The following is a 26138-nucleotide window of genomic DNA, read 5'->3' as shown; positions in this document are numbered from 1 at the left end:
CGGCTTCCCGTGTTCAGGTCCTTTTGTTATTTTTGAACATGGCAAGACCAGATCTATCGGCAATTCCCGAGGGCTACAAAGGTTATGTGACCCTGGCAAAAGACTACGACTTTCTCGATGCCCTCGACATCGCGCGCAAGCGCATGGCCGGGCTGGTACAGTCTCTCCCCGAAGACAAAGGCGAGTATCGGTATGGTCCCGACAAGTGGACCATCAAAGAACTGCTCTGCCACCTCGTCGACGCCGAACGCATCTTCACCTACCGCGCCCTGCGGTTTGCCCGCAACGATAAGACGGCACTGCACGGCTTTGAAGAAAATGACTATGCGCCGCAAGCCAACGCCCACGGCCGCACGCTGGCACAGATAGCACGAGAGGCTGCGAACCTGCGACAGTCGACGATCGATATGTTCCAGAGCTTTACCCCCGAGATGTTGCAACGGTCGGGTTCGGCGAACGGCAAGATCTTGTCGGTCTTCCACCTGGGCTACGTCATTGCCGGCCACGAAATGCACCACTACAACATCCTCCGGGAGCGATACCTGCAATAGTCTGGTATGCAGCACACGGTACGCCATTTTTTTTTAGTAATGATCGGCGCGGCGCTTTACGCGTGCTCGCCCGTGTCACCCAGGGCACTGCAAAAAACCTTTCGCCAAACAGAAGCCGCGCTGCAGGAGCATGTGGGATTTGTTCTCTATGACCCGCTCAAAAAAGAAAAGCTCGTTGACTACAACGGCAGCACCTACTTTACTCCTGCATCGAACACCAAGATCTTTACGTTCTTTACCAGCCTCAAGCTGCTGGGCGACTCCATTCCCGCGTTGAAGTATACCGTGCGCGGCGACTCGCTCATTTTCTGGGGCACCGGCGACCCGTCGTTTTTATACCCTTGGGTGTATACCGATGGCACCGTCTATACCTATCTGAAAGGCGCACCGCAGCAACTATATTTTGCGGCGGATAATTTTCCGACCGCTTTTTACGGCCCCGGCTGGGCGTGGGACGACTATAACGACTACTATGCCTCCGAGCGAAGCGCCTTGCCGATCTATGGCAACCTGGCCGCCTTCACTACCGCCGGCAGTACCGCGCAGGTAGTGCCTCCGTTCTTTCGCACGAGCATCCTGCCCGGTATTATTCAGAAAAAACCCGCCGTCATCCGCGACCTCGACCGCAACCAGTTTGTCTATCACCCGGGCGTGCAGGCTTCGACAAAGACCTTTACCATTCCCTATAAGACCAGCCCCATACTAACGGCGCAACTACTGGGCGATACGCTCAAGCGGGTGGTGACCCTGCTGGAAAAGCCTGTTGCCCGCCTCGGAGCGCAGACGCTAAAAGGTATCCCGACCGACAGCCTGTACCGCGTCATGATGCAGGACAGCGACAACTTTATCGCCGAGCAGTTGCTCCTGGCCTGTGCCGGTGTGCTGAGCGACACGCTGCAGCCGGAGATCGCCATCGACTACATGAAAAAGCACGACCTTCGCGACCTGGCGGACGTGCCGGTGTGGAAAGACGGCTCCGGGTTGTCGCGTTACAACTTGTTCACACCCCGCTCTATCGTGCAGCTGTGGGAGAAGATATACCATACCGTGCCGCGCGAACGGCTCTTTCCACTGCTGGCGATCGGCGGTTCGAAAGGCACCATCCGAAACTATTTTAAAGGCGATGCGCCCTACATCTATGGCAAGACCGGTACGCTCAGCAACAACCATTGTCTGAGCGGATTCCTGGTCGCGAAGAGCGGCCGGCTGCTGATCTTCTCGTTCATGCATAATAACTATACCGCATCGACTGCCATCATCCGGCAGCACATGCAGGAAACCCTGAAGAAAATCCATGAGAACTATTGAGATGAAAAAACACATATCCTACCTATGCTTGTGCCTGGCAGCGTTGCTGGCAGCCCCGCGTACCTACGCACAAACTGACAGCCTCGATATCAAGATCGGGCAGATGATCCTGATCGGCTTTCCGAAAGCCGATGTCGATCCGGAAGTACTGCGCGAGATCCGGCAGGGTAAGGTGGGCTCGATCCTTATCTTTGAAAAGAACATTCCGCAGAAAAATTCCTTTAATGCACTGAAGAAGATCACGTGGACGTACCAGCAGGCCGCTCCGATTCCGCTGTTTATTACCATCGACCAGGAAGGTGGGAAGGTGAACCGGTTGAAAGACAAATACGGCTTTCCCAGGTCGATCACCGCGGCCGAAATGGCCAGGACGAAAAACCTCGACTCCGTGCGGTTCTATAGCGAGTCAACGGCCTCCACGCTGGCCGGTCTGGGCATCAACGTAAACTTTGCGCCCGTGGTAGACCTCGCGTCAAACCCCACCAACCCCATCATTGCCAAACACGGCCGCGCTTTCTCGGCGAACGAAGACACCGTAGCCTGGATGGCCAAAGAAGTCGTAAAGATGCACCGTCGTTACGGCGTGCTTACCTCCCTCAAACACTTTCCCGGTCACGGCAGCTCGAAAGACGACACGCACCTGGGCATGGCCGATGTAACGAACACCTGGAATGAAAAAGAGCTGAAGCCCTATAAAACGCTGATCGACTCCGGCTACGTAGACGCCATCATGACCTCGCACATCGTAAACCGTAACCTCGATAAGAACGGTTACCCCGGCACGCTGTCGGCCGATGTGCTGACGGGCCTCTTGCGCAACCAGTATCACTTCAAAGGTGTGATCTTTACCGACGACATGCAGATGCAGGCCATCACCAAACACTACGGCTTTGAGCAAGCGATCAAGATGGCCATTCTGGGGGGTGTCGATATCATGACGTTCTCCAACAACATCGCCGGCAGCGACCAGCGCACAGTCGACAAAGTACACACCATCATTCGCGGCATGGTAGAACGCGGCGAGATCCCGCGCCAGCGCATCGACGAAAGCTTCCGCCGCATTATGACGCTGAAGAAACGCCTCTCGCAAAATGCCCTGGCCGCCAACGAGCAGCAGCAGCTCGGCAAACTAACCGCCGAGCTGGCCAAGGCCCAGGACGCGCTTCGCCTGAAGACGCAAGCGCTGGAGCAAGCACAGGCGGCGTTGCAAAAAGCTATGCAGGAGGGGCAGCGCAAGCAAAGCGAAGAGTCGTCATCGAAGAAGAAAAAGAAAAAACGCAAGTCTGAACGTTAAGCACGTATGGATGCTTTCACCATTCACCCGGCCGAAGGAGAAGAGCTGCCCATTCTGGTCAGCGTGCCACACTGCGGCGTAAATTTTCCCGACGACATCAAAGACCAGTATAAGTCATCGCTGATCGAAGCGCCCGACGACACAGACTGGTTTGTGGACAAGCTCTATGGCTTTGTGCCGTCCCTGGGCATTACCATGGTCACGGCAAACTACAGCCGCTGGGTGATCGACCTGAACCGCGACCCCGACAGCAAGCCGCTCTATACCGACGGCCGCATCATTACCGCCTTGTGCCCTACGACAGACTTCCTCGGCAACCCACTCTATACCGACGAGCGCAAAGACGTCGCCGCCGGCGAAGTGGCGCGACGCCTGGATCTATACTATAGGCCGTACCACCGCCAGCTGGACGAGCATCTGACGCGCCTCCAGGCCCGGTTCAAAAAAGTATTGTTGTGGGACTGTCACTCCATCCGCCAGATCGTACCGACGATCCAGCCCGACGCTTTCCCCGACCTGATCCTCGGAGATGCCGACGGGCACGCGGCCGATGTGAACCTCACGCAGGCTGCGCTGGAATCGCTTCGCCGCGGTGCTTATCAGGTGAACCACAACCATCCCTTCAAGGGCGGAACTATTACCCGGCACTTCGGCGCCCCCACCAACGGCCGCCATGCACTGCAGCTGGAAATGACCAAGGTGCACTATATGGATGACACCCAGCTGCGCTACGATCTGCAACGGGCCACCGCCATGCAGAAGCTTTTAAAACGTACCCTTCAAAATCTTGCCCTACAGCTACAAACGAAGGCATGAAGCACGATCTGAAATATTATCAATTCACCGGTCTGCTGGTCCGGGGCGGCTGGCTCTCGCCGGCCGTGGTGGGGGTGGATGCGCAAGGCGCCATTCAATACATGGCCGATAAGGCTCCGCCAGAACCCGTAGCCATCGAAGCGGTACAAGGTCTGGCAATACCGGGCTTTCAGAATGCACACTCGCATGCCTTTCAATTTGCCATGGCCGGCATGGCGGAAAAACACCCGGCGGGTTCGAAAGACGATTTCTGGAGCTGGCGTGAAGCCATGTATCGCTGTGCGCTCACCCTGGACCCCGACCAGCTGGAAGCCGTCGCAACGATGCTCTACGCCGAGCTGCTCAAACGTGGATACACCCATGTAGCCGAGTTTCATTACCTCCACCACGATAAGAACGGCAAGCCGTATAGCAACCTGGCCGAGATGGGCGAACGGCTGGTCGCTGCGGCAAAGACCACCGGTATTAAGATCACACTCGTACCCGTCATGTACCAGAAGGGCGGCTTCGGCGCACCGCCACAACCTCGGCAGATCCGGTTCATCTCGGCCAGCACAGATGAATATTTTCAGTTGCTGGATGATTCGGCCCACGCGGTGGCGGCCTATCCGCAGGCGCGTCTGGGCTTTGGCGTACACTCGCTACGCGCCGTAGAAGCGCCGGATGTGATCCGCGTCATGCAGGAAGGCCCTCGGAATATCCCTTTCCACCTGCACGCCGCCGAGCAGCGCAAAGAAATAGACGACAGTATAGCACACCTGAAACAACGTCCCGTGGAATGGTTATTGAACAACCTGCCGCTGAACGAACGGGTACACCTGGTACACTGCACGCACCTGAGCGACGACGAAGTAAGCCGCCTGGCCGCCAGTAAGGCAAACGTTGTTCTTTGTCCCGGCACCGAAGGCAACCTTGGCGACGGCATCTTCCGCCTGACAGACTTTGCCGCACACGGCGGTAGCTGGTCCATCGGCACCGACAGCCACATCAGCCTCAACCCGCTGGAAGACCTGCGCTGGCTGGATTATGCCCAACGCTTCACCACGCATAAACGAAATACATTTGACGATGGCGCAGCCACGCTGATCGATAAGACACTGATCGCCGGCCGTCGTGCCATGGGCGTGGAAGGCCGGGACTATTTTGCAATAGGTCAACCCCTGGATGCCGTGGTATACAACGCCCGCACACCCCTGTTGGCACAGGCCGGGCGCGAACACTGGCTGCCGACCATTATATATACCTCCGACAGCTCGATCATATTGGGCACGTTGGTGGATGGCCAGTGGAAAGTGAAATCACATCACCACGTAGAGGAAGCACGTATACTCCGCACATTTCTGAAATATAGTAGCGTGTAGTTCACAAAAGAAAGCGGCCTTCGAGCCAAGTATATAACACAAACGAATACATAGCCCTGAAGGGGCGAGATATATCAGCCCAGGCTGAAGGCCTGGGTCTGTCATGCAAGCAAAAGCGCAGCCCTGTAAGGGCGAAACAGTTCGGGGCGTGCATGTCTCGAAGTGTTTCGCCCTTTCAGGGCTTGAATATCGTCTATGCTATCTGTTTACCCAGGCCTACGCTACGCTCCAACCTGGGCTAATGAGTTACACCCTTACAGGGTTGGCTGGAACATTCAAAAACCGGTGTCTGCCAATCCGCTCACTAGAACCCGTCGTCTTCCTTCTTCGGTTCCTTCTTCTCCTCCTCCGCGGGTTTCTCTTTAGCTACCGATGAGCCTTCGCTTAGGCTATACGGTATGTCAATACCGTAGTACTGTGCGCGGAAGCGGTTGATGAAAGCAAGCGTCTCGTCGTCGCTGCCGGGAATAAAGGCTACCTCGCCAACCTTGGCCTTGCCGGCATTGCTCTTCTTCGAGATGATATTATTGAAGTCGCTGTTAGACGAGTGCACCATCAGACGGTTGTCCTCAAAACCGAAATAGTACCAGGCATCCGGCGACGCCTTAAAGAAGATATGGGCTACGGGGGCGCCGTCTTCGTTCTTGCGGATCTCGATGAAACCTTCAAATGCCCCGTTGATGTCGTTGCGGCCGATGTTGGATATACCGATCGTACCTTCGCTATAAAACGCCTTCCGCTTCTCCGACCACTTCATGTTCACATTGGAAATGACGAGCGGCTTGGCCAACGCGGCGATGGTGCTCAGCGACACATAGCCTTGCAGGCTGCGTTGCTCAAAATCTTTTACCACCTTCTCGCCCACGATGTCGGCGATCTTATACAACAGTTCCGTCTGGTCGCCCAGGCCTTCGTCGGCACCCTCGTTCTTAATAACCTCCTGGATCTGTTTCCCCATGAGATCGAACGCGCCCACGGGCACGTTGCTTTCCATCATCATGAAGGTGTTCATGCGAATCTCGTTCGTTTCCATATTGCCCTGGCCGAGCGCCGTGGTGACGAGATTGAAGTCTTTCATGCCGGGGAAGAGCTTGACCGGCCCTTCAAAGCGCACCTGCATGTTATCATCGTTGTACGCAAATACTTTTCCCGAAAGCGACGTGCCGGCTGCTTTCTCCAGGCTTTCGATCTTAAACTCATGCGACGCCGTATCGTAGTGGAGCGCCCCGCTGGGTGTAAAAAAGTCTTCGTCTTCTTCGCTCTTCTTGTCGTTGACGAACGTGATATACAGGTCGTTGTCTGTCGAGAAGTGCAGGCCGGCGTTTATTTTCTTTCCATCTTCGGTTATGGCGTTGTCGAAGTCAATGTGCACATCGGTTTCATCACCGGTCTGGGTATACTCGATCCACGTGTTATAGTTCTTGATCTTTTTGATGTCGAGCTTCACAAAGCCGGTAAGCTGCAGCGCGGGGCGCGTAGCATACATGGTCATGTTGCCTTTGTAGAACATGCCGGCACCCAACACCAGCTTCTCCTTATCCTCCACGGCGCCGGTAGCCACGGTCTGCTGCGTGGCGACCGAGTTCTTACGCGACTTCGACCGGCGCGAGGTTTCTTCTACCGCGATCGGCTCGAGGTGGAAGTCCGTCATCTTGATGGCGAAGGTATCCCGCAGGAAGTTTACATACTGATACGTCGCATAACCGCTGAACCGCTTCCGCGAAATAATGTCCACGACCCCTTCCGTCAGACGGTGATACCCGTTGAGTGTGTCGAGGATGATGGTAGTATTCTTAAGCGTACCGATCTTGGCGTTCTCGAGAATGAGCACTTCGTTGTTCTCGGGCGTGATCTTCGCATCGGCCACGGTGATGTAGGGAATGCCGCTTACCTTCAGCTCCTGCGTCTTCAGGTTGTACTCGGCACGCTCGGCGTTGAAGTGCAACGAGTCCAGGTCTTTGCGTGTGGTATAAAAGTAAGACTTCTCGATGGGCACATCGGGGTCTTTGCTCATAGAGATCTTCTGCTCGTCAAGATCCCATCGCATTTTGGGGATAGAGGTCTTGAACTGCGCAAACGGGAACGCAATGGCGGCCACACCTTCTACTTCCGGGCTGACATCGGCATAGTTCTCTTTCAGGTTAAACTTCATCCGCACATCCACACCGTACAACAGCGGCTTGTTGGGGTCTTCTGACTTTACCGTAAACCGCGCATGGCGCGCGCTGAAGTCGTCGGCGGTAAAGTTCATGTTGCGTGAGATCAGTTCGCTGCCGCGTGTCTCGAGCTTACCCGTACCGGCAACGCCTTGCTTGGATATCGTTAGCGTACCACGCATCTGCGCCGTGGAATCGTAGAAGTTAAACGGCGACTTCTGGTTCTTGAGCCGCATCTGATCCTGCTTGGGCAACCACTTCATCTCATAGTCGGGCAGCGACGCCTGCGGGAAACGCACGTCGCCAAATTGTTTTTCAGAGATCGTCGCGCGCTCACCCCGGCCCACGACCGAGTCGGGATAAAATACAAAGTCGTGTGAAGATACCGTGGCCGCCAGGTATTCGATCTTACCCGTACCACGCAGACCGCGGTTGTTCAGCGTCAGCGCCCCGTGCATCTTACCGTCGCCGTTGTACATCTGGTAGCCTCCGCGTGGTATATAGTGCTCAAAACCGAGTGACTTGTCGGGCTGCGAGTGCAGTTTCTCTTTAAAGGCCGGGAACATGCCGTTGGACACGAACGTACCGTCGAAGTTGATGGACGCCGGGTCGGCGTCGTTCAGGCTGTCGAGCTTAAACGGCGGCACGGCAAAGAACATGGAGCGATCGTACACGCCACCCAGTACCTCGGGCCTGTCAAAGTAGATCGCACCACCCCCCGACGCGTCCAGGCGCGGATAGTTGGGGATCTTACTCATACCCGACTTGTTGCTGGCTTTGCTGATATACAGCGTACCCGACTTCTGCGACGCATCGCCCAGGCCGCTCACCTGGGCCGTGGCCGAGTCTGCCCCCACCATGTTGTTGTTCAGCTTTCGCCGTACCATGACTCCTTTGGCATTCCGCTCCATCACAAAGAAGTTGATGGAGTCGATGCGCGTCAGGTCAATATAGAAGCCCTGGTAATTCAGCGTAAAACCTTTGCCGCTGATCTCGAAGTTACCGGCGTTGATCGTACCGTCGAATTTGATGTCGCGATTCTGTAACAGCGTAATGACAGCGCTGTCGGGCTGGATCCGCACGTTCAGCGAGTCACTTACTTTAAACTCTTCCACACCACGCACCGTCATATACCCTTTTTCAAAGTTCAGGCTGGCGTTGGCCGAGCTGTCGATGACGGAATGGATCTTGAGGTTGTCATAGTCCATCTCGCCTTTAGAGGCTTTAAAGCTCAGGACGGCCTTTTCTTTTACACGTACCAGGTCGGTCTTGGGGTCGTATGACACCAGGCCCTTCTCGCGCAGGAACTCGATCGCCGCTTTGATGTCGCGCGCCTCCTTGCCGGAAAAACTTGCCAGATCGCCCGAATAGAACTCGCGCGTCTTATTCTTGACACAATAGTTCGCTACCAGGCCCAGCGGATGGAAAGAAAAGCCTTCGCCTTTCAGCAGGCGGAAATCTTCCTGGTCGTAGAAGTCCGCGGACTCGATCACCATCGGCACCGTGTTACGGCCGCCGTCGGTATAGATGTCGAGGCTGTCGGAGAACAAATCCCAGCGGATCACGTCTGCCGCAAAGTCTACTTTAAAGAAAGAAGACGAGTAGGGCGTGTGCTTCATGCTGCCCTTGTCTTTCTGGATGACGATCTTCTGCAAGCTGTCGCGGCCGAACGCATAGCGTACCCGTACGGCCGGGTGCGTAATGGAGTCGCCGCGCTGCTGCAGCACCACCGACGCCTTTTTAGATATGATCGTGGAGTCGGTAAAAAGAAATTCAGACGAGCGCGCCGTAAGCTTTTTATCGCCGTTGTGCGAGATCTCGATCAATGCCGGATCGCCGCCCACCGAGGCACTGGAGATCTTGCGGCCGGTAAGCGAAAAACCCCCGCGGTATTTCACATTCTCATCGCCCACGCCGGTGATGTTCAGATTGCTTTGATAGGACTTAAAACGCGGATAGCTGGACGCCACCGAGTCTTTGCGTGTAACAGACTTGAACTCGAAGGTACCGGGGATCAACCCCGGCGTGTAGCCGGTATAGTTAAACTGAACGAGGTCGGATCTGAACTCGGACTTGTTAATGGGGAAGTTGTAGCTGCCCAGATTACAGTATACACTGTCGGGGCTCAGCAGCGCGGGCGTCCAGTCGACCGTGCCCGACTCGCCCACGAACAACCCGTTGCGCATCGAGACCACGCCCTTGGTATTCTTGACAAAGATGGAATCGTACTTCGTGACAAAGTTCAGGGTGACCCGGTTGAACCGCAGCACGGGGCCTTCTACGACAGGCGGGGGAGGAGGGTTCATCCAAAGCGGAGCCTCGGAAAAGATCGAGTCGGCGCCGCCACCGGCATCAAAGTTTTGATTCGGATCTGGCTGCGCGGGGTCTACGTATAGCTGGTCGGCGTTGGACGACGCCATGGAGGTCGTGTCGTTCATGTCGAACGCAGGCGCGGGCGCGATGTACTCAAACGTATAGTCGTCGTCGCGGGCATACAGCCGGAACGGACGCTCGTAGTTCAGCGCATGGTATTGAAAGAACGTACGGCTGAGGCGAAAGAAGTTTTGGGCTTTGGCGGACGACTCCTGGGCAATGACCTGCCCGGCCACGGTGAGGTAGGCCGTGAGCTTGGCGGGGTCGGCATGCTCTACGGTGACGGCGTTGGCAATGGCCCCGAAATAGTGGATCATCGCCGGCTTGAGCGGGTATTTCTTTTTGCGCAGCTGGAAGGCCTGGCGGTGTACCATGTCCTGCTGGTCGGGCGACAGGCTGCCCCATGCAGAGGCAAAGCTGGCACCGATCACAGACGCGTCCATATTGCGGGTGTTTTCAAACACCACCCGGATACTGTCGGGGAAACTCAGCGGAATAGCACTTTCTGATCTCTTCTGGGCCGACACCACAAGGGCGGACAAAAAAGACAGGAGAAAAAAATATGATCGAACCTGCTTCACAAAAAACTAAACCTTGAAATTCGGAAATAATAGTTGAATAATAAACTAACGCTGGACTAACCGGGGTTAGTTTTTCCACCGGTTAACAAAATACAGGATCAGCGAAAGCAGCACGCTGAGCAACAAAGACGTCATGATCGGGAAATGAAAGCTGTAGTTCTCGCGTTCGATCCGGATGTCGCCGGGAAGGCGTCCGGGCCACAGATGCTTGGGCCCATACAAAACCACCAGGCCCGCGATAATACAAACTAAACCTACAACGATCAGGATTTTGCCCATACTGCCATTTTCTTACGAACTTTGCGCTTCCGTCAGCTAAAACACATGAAAAAAGGCGTCCTGTACCTGGTTCCCAGCAGCATAGCAGAAGAAACCCAACAAACCGTTATTCCGGAGCACGTGCGCCAGGCGCTGCCCGGCATACGCCATTTTCTGGCCGAGGACGTCCGCACGGCCCGCCGCTTTCTCAGCAGCCTCAAGCTCTATGCCTCCATTGAGCCGTTGCAGTTCGAAGTTCTGAACAAAGATACAAAACCGGCCGAACTCAAAGCCCTTTTTCAACCCCTGCTGGAGGGACATGACCTGGGTGTGATCTCCGAGTCGGGCTGCCCCGGCATAGCCGACCCCGGCGCGTTGGCGGTGCAATACGCGCATGAACAGGGCATACAGGTGGCCCCGCTGGTAGGCCCCTCGTCGCTGTTGCTGGCGTTGATGGGTTCGGGCCTGAACGGCCAGCGCTTTACCTTTCACGGCTACCTGCCGATCGATGGCAAAGAAGCCGCCAACGCCATTAAGGCCTTAGAGAAGGAATCGCGCAGCCGCCAGCAAACACAGCTCTTTATCGAAACACCTTATCGCAATAACACCATGCTGAAAAACCTGCTGCAGAACCTGCACGACGATACACGTTTGTGTATAGCGGCAGACCTTACCGGCAAGGACGAGAGCATTAAAACGTTTACGGTGAGTAAATGGAAAAACCTGCGGCCTGAATTGCCCAAAGTACCGGCCGTATTTTTATTTTTGGCCTAGAGCCGTTTGATTTGATTTCTTATACAGTTTCAACCAAATTTGCCGCTAAATTTTAAAACCCCAGTGTAATCCTTATGCCGTATTTATTTACCTCCGAGTCGGTATCCGAAGGCCATCCCGACAAAGTTGCAGATCAGATCTCTGACGCCCTTATCGATTACTTCCTTGCCTACGATCCTGCTTCCAAAGTCGCCTGCGAAACCCTCGTAACCACCGGCCAGGTAGTACTGGCAGGAGAGGTAAAATCAGAAGCTTACCTGGACGTTCAAGACATTGCCCGCGAGGTGATCCGCAAGATCGGTTACACCAAGAGCGAGTACATGTTCGAAGCCAACTCATGCGGTATCCTTTCGGCTATCCACGAGCAGTCGCCCGACATCAACCAGGGCGTTGTACGCAAAAAGAAAGAAGACCAGGGCGCCGGTGACCAGGGTATGATGTTCGGTTATGCCACGAACGAGACCGACAACTACATGCCCCTGCCGTTGGAGCTGGCCCACTTGCTGCTCCGCGAGCTGGCCATCCTTCGTCGCGAAGGCAAAGCAATCAAATACCTGCGTCCGGATGCCAAGTCGCAAGTGACCATCGAGTACAGCGACGATAACAAGCCGCAACGCATCGACACCATCGTAATCTCTACGCAGCACGACGACTTCGCCAAAGACGCCGTCATGCTGAAGCAGATCAAAGACGATGTGATCAACATTGTGATCCCCCGCGTTAAGAAGAAGCTGCCGAAGCACGTGCAGAAGCTTTTCAACGCCGACATTCAATATCACGTCAACCCTACCGGCAAGTTCGTGATCGGTGGTCCTCACGGCGACACCGGTCTGACAGGCCGCAAGATCATCGTTGACACCTACGGCGGCAAAGGTGCCCACGGCGGTGGTGCCTTCTCGGGCAAAGACCCTTCAAAAGTCGACCGCTCGGCAGCCTACGCCACCCGCCACATCGCCAAGAACCTGGTCGCCGCCGGCCTGTGCGACGAAGTACTGGTACAGGTAGCCTACGCCATCGGCGTGGCCCAGCCGGTAGGCCTGTACGTAAACACCTACGGTACGTCTAAAGTGAAACAGAGCGACGGCGAGATCGCCCAAAAGGTTGCGAAGATCTTCGACATGCGCCCGTACTTCATCGAGCAGCGCTTCGCCCTCCGCACCCCCATCTACGCCGAAACCGCAGCCTACGGACACATGGGCCGTGAGCCGCAGGTGGTAGAAAAAATCTTTAACAAGGGTAAAGTTTCTGAGAAAAAAGTAAAAGTAGAACTGTTTCCCTGGGAAAAGCTCGACTACGTAGACGCCGTGAAGAAAGCCTTCAAACTGGCTTAAGTCATACGTGTTATAATAACGCATAAGGCCGTCCCGGGATCGGGGCGGCTTTTTTTGTTGGTATTGGTTGCACCACTGACGGTAATCCGATCCGGAATTCCCGGCACAGGTAGCGCACCTCCGTTAACGCTTGGTGCCTATACCTGGCGTTAGCAAACGAATATTGAGATAGGTATTTAATAGCCCTTTAAGACTATTTTAATTCTATTTCAATGCTATTTCAATTCTATATCGATACTATTATATATCCGAAATAAACCCGCCTTTTGCTGTCCATTCCGTGGACCGTAAGCCTGCCAGCAGCGATCAAATTCACCGCAGCTGCTTAAAAAACTCCCAGGTTACAATCCCCAGACAAACTGAGACATTCAAAGAATGCTTCGTCCCCCCCTGCGGAATTTCCAATGCCAGGTCCGTCAGCGGCAGCACCTCCTCACTCACCCCGTTCACCTCGTTCCCAAACACCAAACAATAGCGGATATCCGCCGCTGGCCTGAACGTCTCCAGCGAAACACTTTCCGTCGTCTGCTCTACCACCACGATCGTATAGCCTTCCTCCTTCAACTTCCGCACGGCATCCACGGTTTCCGCCACATATTCCCATTGCACAGACTCGGTCGCGCCGAGCGCCGCCTTCTGAATTTCCCGGTGCGGCGGCGTGCCCGTGATGCCCGTCAGGTAGATCTTGCCAATGCGGAAAGCGTCGGCGGTGCGGAACGCGGCGCCCACGTTGTGCAGGCTGCGGATGTTGTCAAGCACCAGGCATATGGGCAGTTTGGGAGCTTCCTGAAACTCCGCAACAGACATTCTTCCAAGTTCTTCCAGTATTAGCTTCTTCATAGATCAGACAGGGGAAACCTGCCGCAAACAAAAGAAAAAGTATTTAATTTGCCCCATGGCCGAAACCAAGACCTCCGCTGAAACACCGTTGATGAAACAATACAATGCCCTGAAGGCGAAGTATCCCGGTGCAATCCTCCTCTTTCGTGTGGGCGACTTTTACGAAACCTTTGGACAGGATGCCATTGCGGCCAGCAAGGTACTCGACATCGTCCTGACCAAGCGCGGCAACGGCTCGGCCTCTGAAACGGCCCTGGCCGGCTTCCCCCACCACGCCCTCGACACCTACCTGCCCAAGCTGGTGCGCGCCGGCAACCGCGTGGCGATCTGCGACCAGTTGGAAGACCCGCGGTTCGTCAAAGGCATTGTAAAGCGCGGAGTGACCGAGCTGGTAACACCCGGCCTGTCGTTCAACGACAACGTACTCGACCGCAAGCAAAACAACTTCCTGGCGTCTGTCTTTTGTACAAAAGACGCCTTTGGCGTAGCCTTCCTCGATCTCTCCACCGGCGAGTTCTATGCCGCGCAGGGCAACGAGACCTATATCCTCAAGCTCATTCAGGGCTTTGCGCCGTCAGAAGTGATCTATTGCAAGCAGTTCCGTGCCAAGTTCGACGGACTCTTCAGCAACGACTACAGCACCTATGCGCTGGAAGATTGGGTCTATGGATACGACTATGCGTACGAGAAGCTCACAACGCATTTCAAGACTACGACGCTGAAAGGTTTTGGCGTGGAAGACTATACCGAAGCCATCGTCGCCGCCGGTGCCATTCTGCATTACCTCGAAGACACCGAGCACAAAGATACATCGCACATCGCGTCGATCGCCCGCATCGACGAAGACCGTTACGTGTGGCTGGACAAGTTCACCGTACGCAACCTCGAGATCGTTACCTCCCAGCAGGACGGCGGTGTGCCCCTGATCGACATCGTCGACCGCACGGTCACCCCCATGGGCTCCCGCCAGCTGCGCAAGTGGATGATTCTGCCGCTGAAAGAGAAGGATGCCATTGAAGAACGCCTGGCTGTAGTCGATACCTTTTATGCCGATACCAACCTGACCGAAGCGCTAATCGAGCCGCTCAAGCAGATTGCAGACCTGGAGCGCCTCATTTCCAAGGTGGCCGTAAACCGCATCAACCCGCGCGAAATGCTGCAGTTGAAGCGCTCGCTCAAGGCCATCGAGCCCATACGCCACGAGCTGAGCCGGCAGACCACGCCGGGTTTACAACGGTTGGCCAGCCAGCTGCACCTGTGCGACACGCTGGTGGCGAAGATCGAGCAGGAATTGCGCGAAGACGTTTCCATCGCCACCAACCAGGGCAACCTCATTAAAGAGGGCATCGATGCCGAATTGGACGAGCTGCAGAAGATCGCGTTCTCCGGCAAGGACTACCTGCTGCAGATCCAGAAGCGCGAGGTGGAACGCACAGGCATTGGCTCCCTGAAGATCTCCTATAACAAAGTGTTCGGCTACTACCTCGAAGTAAGCAACGCCAACAAAGACAAGGTACCGGCCGACTGGATCCGGAAGCAAACCCTGGTGAATGCCGAGCGCTACATTACCGAAGAGCTGAAGGTATACGAAGAAAAGATCCTGAATGCAGAGGATAAGCTGATCGTGATCGAACAGCGCATCTTTAATGGCCTCATCGCGGCGGCCGCCGCGTTTATTCCACAGATCCAGCTCAACGCACGTGTGCTGGCACAGCTCGACTGTCTGCTGTCCTTTGCTGTCGTGGCCCGCGCCAATCGCTACGCCCGCCCGCAGATCAACGACTCATACATCGTCGACATCAAAGCAGGCCGCCACCCCGTCATCGAAAAACAGCTGCCGGTCGGCGAGCCGTATATCCCCAACGATATATACCTCGACAGCGAAAAGCAACAAGTGCTGATTATTACCGGTCCCAACATGGCGGGTAAATCGGCGTTGCTACGCCAAACGGCGCTCATCGTGCTGCTTGCCCAGATGGGTAGCTTTGTGCCGGCAGACGCTGCCGCCATCGGCATTGTCGACAAGGTATTTACCCGCGTGGGCGCGTCCGACAACCTGTCGAAGGGCGAGTCGACGTTCATGGTGGAGATGATCGAGACCGCCAGCATCCTGAACAACCTCAGCCATCGCAGCCTGATCCTGATGGACGAGATCGGCCGCGGTACGAGCACCTACGACGGTGTGTCTATCGCCTGGGCCATTGTCGAATATTTGCATAACCACAAAGACTTTAAACCCAAGACACTTTTTGCCACCCACTACCACGAGCTGAACCAGCTTGAAGAAGACCTGACGCGCGTGCGTAACTTTAACGTGTCGGTAAAAGAGGTGGGCGATAAGATCATCTTTATGCGCAAGCTGAAAGAAGGCGGCAGCGAGCACAGCTTTGGTATACACGTGGCACAGCTGGCGGGCATGCCCAACCGCATTGTATTGCGCGCAAACGAGATCCTGCACTTCCTCGAAAAGGATAAGCACAAGAACGAAGACAAAAAGCGGATGGAAAATATACCGGTAGCCACACCGCAGATGAGCCTGTTCGCCGCCGACCCACGCTTTACCGAGATCGAAGAAAAGCTGGGCAAGATCGACATCAATACCATCAGCCCCGTGGAGGCGTTGCTCAAGCTGAACGAGCTGATCACCGTACTAAAAAAATAAAGGGGCTTACGCCGCCCCTTTGTTTTCTGTATTGCCTCCGGCATTGCCGGTATTTCTATTGTCTCCTCCTCCGCGGTTTCCGCCTCTGCGTCGCTTTGGACGCCGACGGTCGCTTTTCTCGCCGCCGTTTGCATTGGCGTTCGCACCATTGCCATTGGCTTCCCCACGCGGCCTGCCGTGACCCTGTCCCTGTCCACCACGACGGCCACCGCCGCCCGGACGACCACCGCCACCGCCACGGCCGTGACCGGAGATGTTTTTCTTTTTCTGCGGCTCGTAGGCCGGGCCTTCGCCCGCTTCTGGCGGCAAGGGCAGTTTAGGAATAACGCTGTCGATCAGCGTTTCGATGCTGTAGAATTTGCGCTGGTCGCGCTCGTTGATAAGCGTCACCGCGGTGCCGGTAGTTTCGGCACGGGCCGTACGGCCAATGCGGTGCACATAATCTTCTGGATCGGGCGGCACGTCCCAGTTGATCACCAGGCTGATGCCTTCCACGTCGATACCACGCGAAAGCACGTCCGTACCGATGAGCATGTTTACCTGCTTATTCTTAAAGGCGCGCAGGATTTCCTCACGCTCTTGCTGTTCGAGGTCGGAGTGGAAAGCACGGGCGTTCAGGCCCCCTTTTTGAAACACCACGTCAAGTTTCTTCACCGTCTCTTTGGTGGACGCAAAGATGATCACGCTCTTCCAGGGCACGGTCTTGAGCACATGCTTCAGCACGGCACCCTTCTGCGCATCGTGCACCACATACGCTTGCTGCAAAATGCCCGCCGCGGGCTTTGCAATGGCGATATTGATCTCTTTGGGCTCGGTCAGGATCTTGTTGGCCAGCATGCGGATCTTGGGCGGCATGGTGGCGGAGAACAGCAACGTCTGCCGCTTCTTGGGCAGGTAGTTGATGATCTTCACAATGTCGTCGTAAAAGCCCATGTCGAGCATGCGGTCGGCCTCGTCGAGCACCAGGTGCTCTAAGTGATCGAATTTAATGGTGCCGGCGGCCAGCAGGGCGATAAGCCGGCCAGGGGTGGCAATGATGATGTCGGCGCCTTGCTCCAGGGCCTTTCGCTGCTGGTCCCACGTAGCGCCGTCACCGCCGCCGTATACGGGAATAGAGCTTACACCCAGGAAATACGCAAAGCCTTCGATCTGTTGGTCGATCTGCTGTGCCAGCTCGCGCGTAGGCGCGATAACGAGCGTATTCAGATGCCGGTGATCCGCGTGCAGTACTTTGTTCAGGATGGGCAGAATATAGGCTGCCGTCTTACCCGTGCCCGTTTGTGCGCAGGCTATCAGGTCGTGATTCTCCAGGATCATCGGAATGGCCTGTCCTTGAATCGGCGTGGGCTTCGTATAGCCCATCGACGACAGGCCGTCCAGCAGCTTCTCGTCGAAATTAAAATCCTCGAAGGTCAAGAAAAAAAGTTTTTACAGTTCAGTGTCAATCTTTACAAAACAAAATAATGGCAGGCGTCGGGGCTGAATGCTTATGCGATTTACTGCAATTTTTCCATCCTGCCAAGTTCTTGCTATCTCTGGCACAATTTTTCGTAGTTTTAACGCAACAAACCAGCTTTATGCAGACGCTTTGTCGACTAACCACCGTACTGACCCTGGCCTTGCTCACGGCCTGTGCCTCGAGTCCTTTCGGATCGAAAGTAAAAGAGCCCTTTCAAAGCAACGCGTACCAATCCAACAATCGCTTCTGGCGGGCCTCCGGCAAGGGCGTAAGCTCGCAGGATAACATCGCCAAAGGCAAAGCCGACATTGACGCCAAAGCCGAGCTGGCCGGCCAGATCAATACGACCATGAAACAGGTGGCCGATCAGTACCTCGGCCAGACCGAAAATGCCAATGCCGCCGACGTGGCCGACAAATTCCAAAGCCTCGTGCGGCAGGTGATGAACACCAACATGGCCGACCTGCGCAAGATGGACGAGAAAAAGTACTACAACGACAAGACCAAAGAGTATACCGTCTTTATCGCCTACGAGATCAAGAAGAACGCCATGCTGCGTTTTATGAAAAAGCAGGCCAAAGTAGACAAGACGATAGACGAACGGCAGCGCGAAGTCATCGAGAAGATCGTTGACGAGGAGCTGGAAAAGGCAGATGCCGCCGATCACGACTAAGGCACAACGATTTTTATTTACAGGTTAAAGACACCCGGCCGGGCTTTATGCCCGCCGGGTTCTTTTTTTACCCCAGGCCAGGCAACCCATTTCCGCGGGCGGGCTGGTATGTTTGTGGTAATTAGGATACCTTTGAGCCCTTAAAAACTATTAATTCTTATGTTTTCAATTCTGTTACAAGCACAAGGAGGACCCCAATGGCAGTCTTTTATTGTTTTCGGCGCGATCATCATCATATTCTATTTCTTCATGATTCGCCCGCAGCAAAAGAAGCAAAAGGACCAAAAGAAATTCGGTGAGGAAATTAAGCGCGGCGACTATGTTATCACCATCGGTGGTGCCCATGGCACAGTAGCCGAAACAGAAGGCGATACGTTTATTCTCGAAGTTGAAAAAGGCGGCCGCATTCGCTTTAACAAATCAGCTATCTCGATGGAGGCAACCAAAGCCTACCAGACCAAGAAGTCGTCCTAACCCGTTGACGTTACCACCCGGTCGATACCCGCGCCGGGCACGGGTGTTGCAGGAGTATTGCGCAAAAGAATGAGTGTCATCAATTCCATATTCAATCTTTTACGGTTTAACCGGAGAAACTGGAAGCCCGTGGTATTATGCCTTTTCGCTGCCACGGTCTTCTGGTTTTTTAACGCGCTCAACAAAAAGTATACAACCAACATCAGCTTCCCCCTGGCGTTTGACTATGCCGAAGAGGACTACGTAGCGGTGCATCCACTCCCCAAAAGCATTCGTATCAATGTTACGGGTCCAGGCTGGGATCTCTTTCGCCGCAGCCTGGGACTGAAAGTACCGCCGCTGGTGATCCCGCTGGAGCGCCCGTCGGAGGTGAGAAAGATCGTAGGCAGTACGCTGCCCCCGTTGTTCGCCAATCAACTGGAACGTTTCGAGATCAACTTCGTATTGTCCGATACACTGCGCATTGCCCTGGAGCCGAAAGGTACACGCTGGATCAGCCTCGCCCTCGACTCGCCGAATATTCTGTTCCGCAAGGGTTATGCCATGACGAGCGACGCTACCATCGCACCGGATTCGATCTTCATCGAAGGCCCGTGGAAGCTGGTGATGGCGCTGTCGGAACCGGTATACCTCAAGCTGCCGCAACGCAACATCGACGAAAACTTTTCGGAAGATGTAGAAGTGAAATTTGTAAACGGCGACCTCATTCGTCGCGACCCGCCCACCGTGACCGTACGGTTCAATGTCGACCCGCTCACGGTCATCAAAGACTCTATCACCTTAACGATCATCAATCTGCCAAAGGGCGCCCGGCCGTCGCTGGGTGTGCGGCAGCTTCCGTGTACACTTGCTATTCCCCAGCGCTTTTTGAAAAGCTATAACCATGACTCGGTCAATGCCGTTGTAGATTTGAAGAGCTTCTCGAAAGGTGTTAAGCGGGTGCTACCGGTTATACAGGGGCTGCCGCCGTACAGTCGGGTGCTGGCCGTAGATTCCATTGTGGTTAAATTCTAAGTTTGTGCATAAACCTCTGCAGATCGGCATTACCGGCGGCATTGGCTCGGGAAAAACCCTGGTCACTAAAATCTTCGCATGTCTCGGAATTCCCGTGTATGATGCTGACAGCCATGCGAAAGAACTAATGACCACCGATGGAATTCTCATATCGCAGATAAAGAAAGAATTCGGTGATTTGTCGTACTTAACTGATGGTACGCTGAACCGCAAATACCTGGGCGAAGTGGTCTTTAACCAGCAAGAGAAGCTGGATATACTCAATAGCCTTGTACATCCGCGCGTGCGGCAGGACTTCGCTCAATGGACGGATCGATATAGAGAAAAGCCCTATGTCATTCGTGAAGCGGCGCTGTTATTCGAGACCGGTGTGTACCGGTTGCTGGACCGCACGATTGTTGTATACGCGCCGGAAGATGTACGCATCCGCCGGGTAATGAAACGCGACAACAGACCCGAGGCACAAGTGCGGGCTATTATCCGGAAGCAACTGTCAGAAGAAGAGAAGAAGGCCCTCGCCGACGATATTATTTACAACGATGACTCGATCCTTGTCATTCCTCAGGTGCTCGAACTACACCATCGCCTTTTACAGGGGAATGCCTGACCGCGTGCACACTTCCGCTCCGGCAGGATTAGTGTGAAGACCGCCAACAGTACTACAGACACCAACAGCATGAAACGTAATATAGCAATCGTATTGATCGCCGCAGCCCTTATCGCCGGTGCCTGCCATTCGAAGAAGCAAGAAGGCCCTGCCGGTGGCGGACGCCAGCGCAACAGCGGCCCTGTACTGGCCGATGGCTTTCTGGTGGGCGTAAGCTCTGTGAGCGAAAAGATCGAAGTACCGGGCTCGCTGCTGCCCTTCGAAGAAACGCAGATCCGCGCAGAAGTGGACGGCCGCATTGTGAAGATGAACATTCAGGAAGGAAGCCTGGTAAGCAAAGGCACGCTGCTGGTAAAGCTCTTCGACGAAGACCTGCAGGCGCAGCTTCGCAAGCTCGAAGTACAGCTCAAGATCAAAGAGAAGACGGAAGAACGTAACCGCGAGCTGGTAAAGATCAACGGCATCAGCCAGCAGGACTACGACCTGGCAGCTCTCGACGTAGAGAACCTCAAGGCGGATATTGAATCTACCCGTATCGCTATTGCCAAGACAGAAATCCGCGCGCCCTATGCCGGGCGCATCGGTCTGCGCACGGTCAGCCTGGGCGCGTTTATTGCACCGACCGATATCATTACCACGCTACGCCAGGTGAACCAACTCAAGCTGGAGTTCTCTGTGCCTGAAAAATATGCGAAAGAAATAAAAAAAGGGTATACCGTACAGTTTACCGTGGACGGTGGCAAACAAGCACATAAAGCTACGGTGCTCGCCACCGAAAGCAGTGTAGACCAAAATACCCGCACCCTCAAAGTACGCGCAGTGGTAAATGAACAACACCCCGAGCTGGTGCCCGGCGTGTTTGCACGTGTCAACCTGCAACTGGGCAAAAACAACCAGGCGCTGATGGTACCGTCGCAAGCGATCATACCGACGGCGCGCAACAAGCAGGTGATTGTCTTGAAGCGCGACAGCGTGCAGTATACGGTGGTAGAAACCGGTCTGCGCGACTCTGCCTACGTGCAGATCCTGAGCGGCGTCAAAGCCGGTGATACTATTATCACATCAGGACTGATGGCCATACGGCCTAACTCGAAAGTGAAGATTGGAAAGGTTAAGACGTTCTAACACGGCTCCACGCAATGAACATTTCTGAAATAAGCCTGCGCCGGCCAGTACTGGCATTTGTGATGAACATCATCCTGGTGCTGTTTGGCGTCATCGGCTTCAACTTTTTGGGTATACGCGACTACCCCGCGATCGACCCACCCAACGTAAACGTCAGCACCAGCTACTCGGGTGCCAACGCCGACATCATCGAATCCCAGATCACCGAGCCGCTGGAGAAGTCCATCAACGGCATCGCCGGGATTAAGAACATGACCTCCATATCCAGCATGGGCCGCAGCAACATCAACGTTGAGTTCGAGCTCGGTGTGGACATGGAGGCGGCCGCCAACGACGTGCGCGACAAGGTATCACAAGCCAGCCGCTCGCTGCCCGATGACCTTCCCGGTCCACCCATCGTATCGAAAGCCGATGCCAACTCAGACGCTATCATTACCATGACGGTGCAAAGCAATACAAAGAATCCGCTGGAGCTGACCGAGTATTGTAACAACGTGCTGGTGGAACGTCTGCAAACTATACCCGGCGTCAGCAGCATTCAGATCTGGGGCGAGAAAAAATATGCCATGCGCATCTGGCTCGACCCCGGCAAGCTCAGCGCGTATAGCCTCACGCCCCTCGATATACAAACCGCCCTCAACAAAGAAAACGTAGAGCTGCCGTCGGGCAAAATCGCGGGCAATGCCACAGAGTTAACGGTACGTACCTTTGGTCGGCTATATACCGAAGAAGACTTTTCCAACGTCATTGTACGCTCCACCCCACAAGGGGACATACGCCTGAAAGATGTAGGCCAGGCCGTACTGGGACCCGAGAACGAAGAGTCGGTCTTGCGCGAAAGCAATATACCCATGGTAGGCTTGGCCATGGTGCCGCTGCCGGGGTCGAACTATGTAGAGATCGCCGACGAGTTCTACAAACGCCTGGAGCAGATCAAAAAAGAGGTGCCGGCAGACATTACGCTCTCCATCGCCATGGACCAGACCGTATTCATCACGCGTTCGATCTCTGAAGTGGAAGAAACACTGCTGATTTCCTTCCTGCTGGTCGTCTTGATCATCTACCTGTTCTTCCGCGACTTTATCATTGCCATCCGCCCGCTGATCGATATACCGGTCTCACTCGTGGCCACCTTCTTCATTATGTACCTGTGTGGCTTCTCGATAAACGTGCTGACCATGCTCGGCATCGTACTGGCTACAGGCCTGGTGGTGGACGACGGTATTGTCGTGACGGAGAACATCTATAAAAAGCTGGAGCAGGGCATGAATAAATACCAGGCGGCCGCGGAAGGTTCGAAGGAGATCTTCTTCGCCGTTATTGCCACATCCATCACGCTGGCGGTGGTGTTCCTGCCGGTCGTCTTTATGCAAGGCTTTGTCGGCCGGTTGTTCCGTGAGTTCGGCATCGTAGTAGCCGGCGCCGTGCTGGTTTCCTGCTTTGTGTCGCTTACGCTTACACCAGTACTCAGCGTTAAGCTGACGCGCACCCACCACGAGCACTCGTGGTTCTATCGCGTAACGGAACCTTTCTTCACCGGAATGGAAGAAGGATATAGACGCATCCTGGCCAAATTTATGCGCGTGCGCTGGATGGCAGGCATTATCGTGTTTGCCTGTATCGGTGTCTTTTTCCTGATCTTCTCGACCATCCAATCGGAGCTTGCCCCGATGGAAGACCGCAACCAATTCCGGTTGACGTTGCAGGCGGTAGAGGGCACGTCATACGACTTCATGGATAATTACGTGCAGCAGATGGTAACGTACATACAAGACTCCGTGCCTGAGTATGAAACGGCCCTGTCTGTTACCGCACCCGGCTTCTCAGGTGCCGGCTCAGTCAACAGCGGTTTTGTGCGTGTTACGTTAACCGATCCAAACGAGCGCACGCGGTCACAACAGGAGATCGTGGACGCCGTGAGCAAGAACCTCAATAAGTTTCCCAGCGGCCGGGCCTTCGCCATACAGGAGCAAACCATCGCAGTAAACCGTCGCGGCGGTCTGCCGGTACAATTCGTCATTCAGAACAACAACTTCGAGAAACTGCGCGAGGTGCTGCCCAGGTTCCTCGAAACGGCGGCGGCAAACCCCGTGCTGCAAGGCATAGATTCAGACCTCAAGTTCAACAAGCCCGAGCTGCGCGTTGCGATCAACCGCCTCAAGGCTACACAGCTGGGCATTAGTGTACAAGATATAGCGCAGACCTTGCAGCTAGCCTATAGTAACCTGCGCTTCGGGTACTTCACCAAAGACGGTAAGCAATACCAGGTGATGGGCCAGGTCATGCGCATCGATCGCGACGATCCGGACGACCTCAAGAACCTCTATGTACGCACCGGCTCGGGCCAGCTGATCTCGCTCGACAACGTGGTATCGGTAGTAGAGTCTACCACGCCGCCGGCGCTCTACCACTTTAACCGCTATAAATCTGCTACGATCTCGGCAGGCCTGGCGCCCGGCAAAACCGTGGGAGACGGCATCAACGAAATGCGGAAGATCGCCGACGAGCTGCTCGACGAGACCTTCACCACCTCGCTCTCCGGTGCTTCGCGTGACTATGCCGAAAGCTCGGGTAATACTTCTTTTGCGTTGATCCTGGCGTTGCTGTTGATCTACCTCATTCTGGCGGCGCAGTTTGAAAGCTTTATCGACCCGCTGATCATCATGATCACCGTGCCGCTCGCATTCTGCGGCGCATTCCTGTCGCTCTATATCTTTGACCAGACCAACAACATCTTCTCTCAGATCGGCATGATCATGCTGATCGGCCTGGTGACAAAAAACGGTATCCTCATTGTAGAGTTTGCCAACCAGAAACGAGATGAAGGTATGAGCAAGATCGAAGCAGTGCTGGAAGCATCGCGTATGCGCCTGCGCCCCATTCTCATGACCAGCCTGGCCATGGCGCTCGGCTCGCTGCCGCTGGCCCTATCGTTGGGAGCAGCCTCTACGAGCCGCAAGCCGCTGGGTATCGTTATCGTCGGTGGTATCATGTTCTCGCTCATTCTCACACTGTTTGTTATTCCGGCTGTCTACTCGTATTTCTCACGTGCCAGAAAGCACGTAGAGTTTGGCGCCAACACACCCACAACACCTTCGCATAAGGAACTGGTATATGAAAATTAAACTTCCGGCCTCGCTCTTAACCTATATCATCTTTACAGGCTGCCTGTATGCACAGCAGCCGACCGCGACGCAGCCTGAGCAAGTAACGCTGGATCAGGTAATAGGCATGGCGCTCGAGCGAAACTTCGACGTTATCCTCGCCCGCAATACCGCCGAATCGTACTCCGCCGATCGCCGGTACGCAAATGGTGCTTTCCTGCCGCAGCTGAACGCGCAGGGGGCGATAACCTGGAACAATAACGAGCAAAGCCTTCGCTTTGAGGATGCTACACGCAACAACAGCGGTAAAGCCGAATCAAAAAACACATCTGCATCTGTCGCACTCAACTGGACATTGTTTGACGGTACCAAAATGTTTGCCACCCTCGATCGTATCAAAACCCTGGAGGCCATGGGCCAGTTGGCGGTCAAGGACCAGATGGTGAACACGATCGCCGACGTCATCGTCAGCTACTACGACATCGTGCGGCAGAAGCAGCAGCTCAAAGCTATCCAGGAGCAAATGGCCGTCAGCGAAGAGCGCGTAAAGCTGGCTGACCGCAAGCTGCAGGTAGGTACCGGCGGCAAACCCGAATTGCTGCAGGCGCGCGTAGACTACAATGCACAGCGCACCCAGGCGTTGCAGCAGGAAGCCGCCATCGCCAACCTGAAAGAGCAGCTCAACACCATGGTGGGGCAGCAACTGCCGCCGGTATACGAAGTAGCCGACACCATTGTGGTCAATCTCGAGCTGAGGCTCGAGGATATTCAAACCAACCTCGAGGCCACGAACTTCGCACTCCAGACATTGAACCTGAACACAGAAGCCGCCCGCCTGTCGCTGCACGAACGCCGCGCGGAGATGTCGCCTGTGCTGGCATTTAATGCTGCTTATAATTGGTCAGAAACGAATAATATACGTCTTATCAACCCGTTCTCAGCCCTCTTCAGCCGCAGCAATGGCTACAACTATGGCTTTACCCTGACGTTGCCAATCCTCAACAACTTCGTCACACGCCGCAACATCCGACAGGCCAATATATTCCTGGACCGCCAGCGTGTGCTCTACGATCAGGCCAAGGTGACAATAGACTTTGGCGTGCGCAACGCGTACGTAAACTACGACAACGCACGCAAGGTTTTGCTGGTGGAAGAGGAGAACATCCTCTTTGCGAAAGACAACGTGTTCATCGCCCTGGAGGGCTTCAAACGCGGCATCATTACATACATCGAATTACGTACAGCGCAGCAAAGCCTGGCCGACGCGTATACCCGCCTGATCAACGCACGCTATCTTTCCAAGGCCGCCGAAACAGAACTGCTGCGATTGAAAGGCGCGCTACTGAAATAAGTGGCAACAGAAACTTTGAAACAACC

19 protein-coding genes are annotated in these 26138 nt (G+C 54.8%); 15 read left to right on the top strand and 4 right to left on the bottom strand.

All coding sequences use genetic code 11. The features are described 5' to 3' along the window. The first annotated feature begins 38 nt into the window (after nucleotides 1-38). The 5 genes from KK078_RS01970 (at nucleotide 39) to hutF (ending at nucleotide 5330) form a co-directional block, all read left to right on the top strand. Complete coding sequence (locus KK078_RS01970) at nucleotides 39-551, top strand: DinB family protein (protein ID WP_254088553.1); 513 nt, start codon at nucleotides 39-41, stop codon at nucleotides 549-551. Nucleotides 552-623: 72 nt separating this feature from the next. Further along, on the top strand, nucleotides 624-1859 hold the full coding sequence (locus KK078_RS01965; protein WP_254088552.1) for a D-alanyl-D-alanine carboxypeptidase/D-alanyl-D-alanine-endopeptidase: 1236 nt from the start codon (nucleotides 624-626) through the stop codon (nucleotides 1857-1859). Beyond that, entirely contained in the window at nucleotides 1846-3153 is a 1308-nt protein-coding gene (locus KK078_RS01960) for a glycoside hydrolase family 3 protein (RefSeq protein WP_254088551.1), read from the top strand. Before KK078_RS01965 ends, KK078_RS01960 begins: the two co-directional genes overlap by 14 nt. Before the next feature lie 6 nt (nucleotides 3154-3159). Then, nucleotides 3160-3969 (top strand): N-formylglutamate amidohydrolase, encoded by an 810-nt coding sequence (locus KK078_RS01955; RefSeq protein ID WP_254088550.1) that lies wholly within the window; start codon nucleotides 3160-3162, stop codon nucleotides 3967-3969. Next, nucleotides 3966-5330, top strand: a complete 1365-nt coding sequence (gene hutF / locus KK078_RS01950) for a formimidoylglutamate deiminase (RefSeq protein WP_254088549.1) — start codon at nucleotides 3966-3968, stop codon at nucleotides 5328-5330. Before KK078_RS01955 ends, hutF begins: the two co-directional genes overlap by 4 nt. A gap of 304 nt (nucleotides 5331-5634) precedes the next feature. On the opposite strand, the gene KK078_RS01945 is transcribed toward hutF, so the two are convergent. Then, nucleotides 5635-10302 carry a hypothetical protein gene (locus KK078_RS01945; protein WP_254088548.1) on the bottom strand — a complete coding sequence of 1556 codons (4668 nt, stop codon included), beginning with the start codon at nucleotides 10300-10302 and terminating at the stop codon, nucleotides 5635-5637. Between the two features lie 204 nt (nucleotides 10303-10506). Beyond that, complete coding sequence (locus KK078_RS01940) at nucleotides 10507-10719, bottom strand: DUF2905 domain-containing protein (protein ID WP_254088547.1); 213 nt, start codon at nucleotides 10717-10719, stop codon at nucleotides 10507-10509. 45 nt (nucleotides 10720-10764) lie between these two features. Here KK078_RS01940 and KK078_RS01935 point away from each other — a divergent pair, with 45 nt between their 5' ends. Further along, nucleotides 10765-11472 carry an SAM-dependent methyltransferase gene (locus KK078_RS01935; protein WP_254088546.1) on the top strand — a complete coding sequence of 236 codons (708 nt, stop codon included), beginning with the start codon at nucleotides 10765-10767 and terminating at the stop codon, nucleotides 11470-11472. A gap of 74 nt (nucleotides 11473-11546) precedes the next feature. Beyond that, nucleotides 11547-12803, top strand: coding sequence for a methionine adenosyltransferase (gene metK, locus KK078_RS01930; RefSeq protein ID WP_254088545.1), 1257 nt, complete (start codon nucleotides 11547-11549; stop codon nucleotides 12801-12803). 312 nt (nucleotides 12804-13115) lie between these two features. On the opposite strand, the gene KK078_RS01925 is transcribed toward metK, so the two are convergent. Next, the gene (locus tag KK078_RS01925) at nucleotides 13116-13643 is read right to left on the bottom strand and encodes an RNA methyltransferase (protein WP_254088544.1); all 528 of its coding nucleotides are present in this window, start codon (nucleotides 13641-13643) and stop codon (nucleotides 13116-13118) included. 55 nt (nucleotides 13644-13698) lie between these two features. Here KK078_RS01925 and mutS point away from each other — a divergent pair, with 55 nt between their 5' ends. After that, complete coding sequence (gene mutS, locus KK078_RS01920) at nucleotides 13699-16305, top strand: DNA mismatch repair protein MutS (RefSeq protein WP_254088543.1); 2607 nt, start codon at nucleotides 13699-13701, stop codon at nucleotides 16303-16305. A 6-nt stretch (nucleotides 16306-16311) separates the two neighbouring features. Here mutS and KK078_RS01915 read toward each other — a convergent pair whose 3' ends face one another. Continuing rightward, the gene (locus KK078_RS01915; protein ID WP_254088542.1) at nucleotides 16312-17721 is read right to left on the bottom strand and encodes a DEAD/DEAH box helicase; all 1410 of its coding nucleotides are present in this window, start codon (nucleotides 17719-17721) and stop codon (nucleotides 16312-16314) included. A 161-nt stretch (nucleotides 17722-17882) separates the two neighbouring features. Here KK078_RS01915 and KK078_RS01910 point away from each other — a divergent pair, with 161 nt between their 5' ends. From KK078_RS01910 to KK078_RS01880, 7 genes are all read left to right on the top strand, one after another. After that, entirely contained in the window at nucleotides 17883-18437 is a 555-nt protein-coding gene (locus tag KK078_RS01910) for a hypothetical protein (protein WP_254088541.1), read from the top strand. Nucleotides 18438-18596: 159 nt separating this feature from the next. Beyond that, nucleotides 18597-18911, top strand: coding sequence for a preprotein translocase subunit YajC (gene yajC / locus KK078_RS01905; RefSeq protein ID WP_254088540.1), 315 nt, complete (start codon nucleotides 18597-18599; stop codon nucleotides 18909-18911). A gap of 129 nt (nucleotides 18912-19040) precedes the next feature. Next, the gene (locus tag KK078_RS01900) at nucleotides 19041-19925 is read left to right on the top strand and encodes a YbbR-like domain-containing protein (RefSeq protein WP_254088539.1); all 885 of its coding nucleotides are present in this window, start codon (nucleotides 19041-19043) and stop codon (nucleotides 19923-19925) included. Between the two features lie 4 nt (nucleotides 19926-19929). Further along, a complete protein-coding gene (gene coaE / locus KK078_RS01895; RefSeq protein ID WP_254088538.1) occupies nucleotides 19930-20532 on the top strand; it encodes a dephospho-CoA kinase in 603 nt (200 codons plus the stop codon). A 69-nt stretch (nucleotides 20533-20601) separates the two neighbouring features. Continuing rightward, nucleotides 20602-21657 (top strand): efflux RND transporter periplasmic adaptor subunit, encoded by a 1056-nt coding sequence (locus KK078_RS01890; RefSeq protein WP_254088537.1) that lies wholly within the window; start codon nucleotides 20602-20604, stop codon nucleotides 21655-21657. Between the two features lie 14 nt (nucleotides 21658-21671). Further along, complete coding sequence (locus tag KK078_RS01885; protein ID WP_254088536.1) at nucleotides 21672-24782, top strand: efflux RND transporter permease subunit; 3111 nt, start codon at nucleotides 21672-21674, stop codon at nucleotides 24780-24782. Continuing rightward, complete coding sequence (locus KK078_RS01880) at nucleotides 24772-26112, top strand: TolC family protein (protein WP_254088535.1); 1341 nt, start codon at nucleotides 24772-24774, stop codon at nucleotides 26110-26112. Before KK078_RS01885 ends, KK078_RS01880 begins: the two co-directional genes overlap by 11 nt. Nucleotides 26113-26138 lie beyond the last annotated feature (26 nt).

It is taken from the genome of Dawidia soli (genome assembly GCF_018598185.1).
Classification (GTDB): Bacteria; Bacteroidota; Bacteroidia; order Cytophagales; family Cyclobacteriaceae; genus Ohtaekwangia; species Ohtaekwangia soli.
Note: the sequence above shows the minus strand (reverse complement) of the source record. Positions and strands in the feature narration are given on the sequence as shown.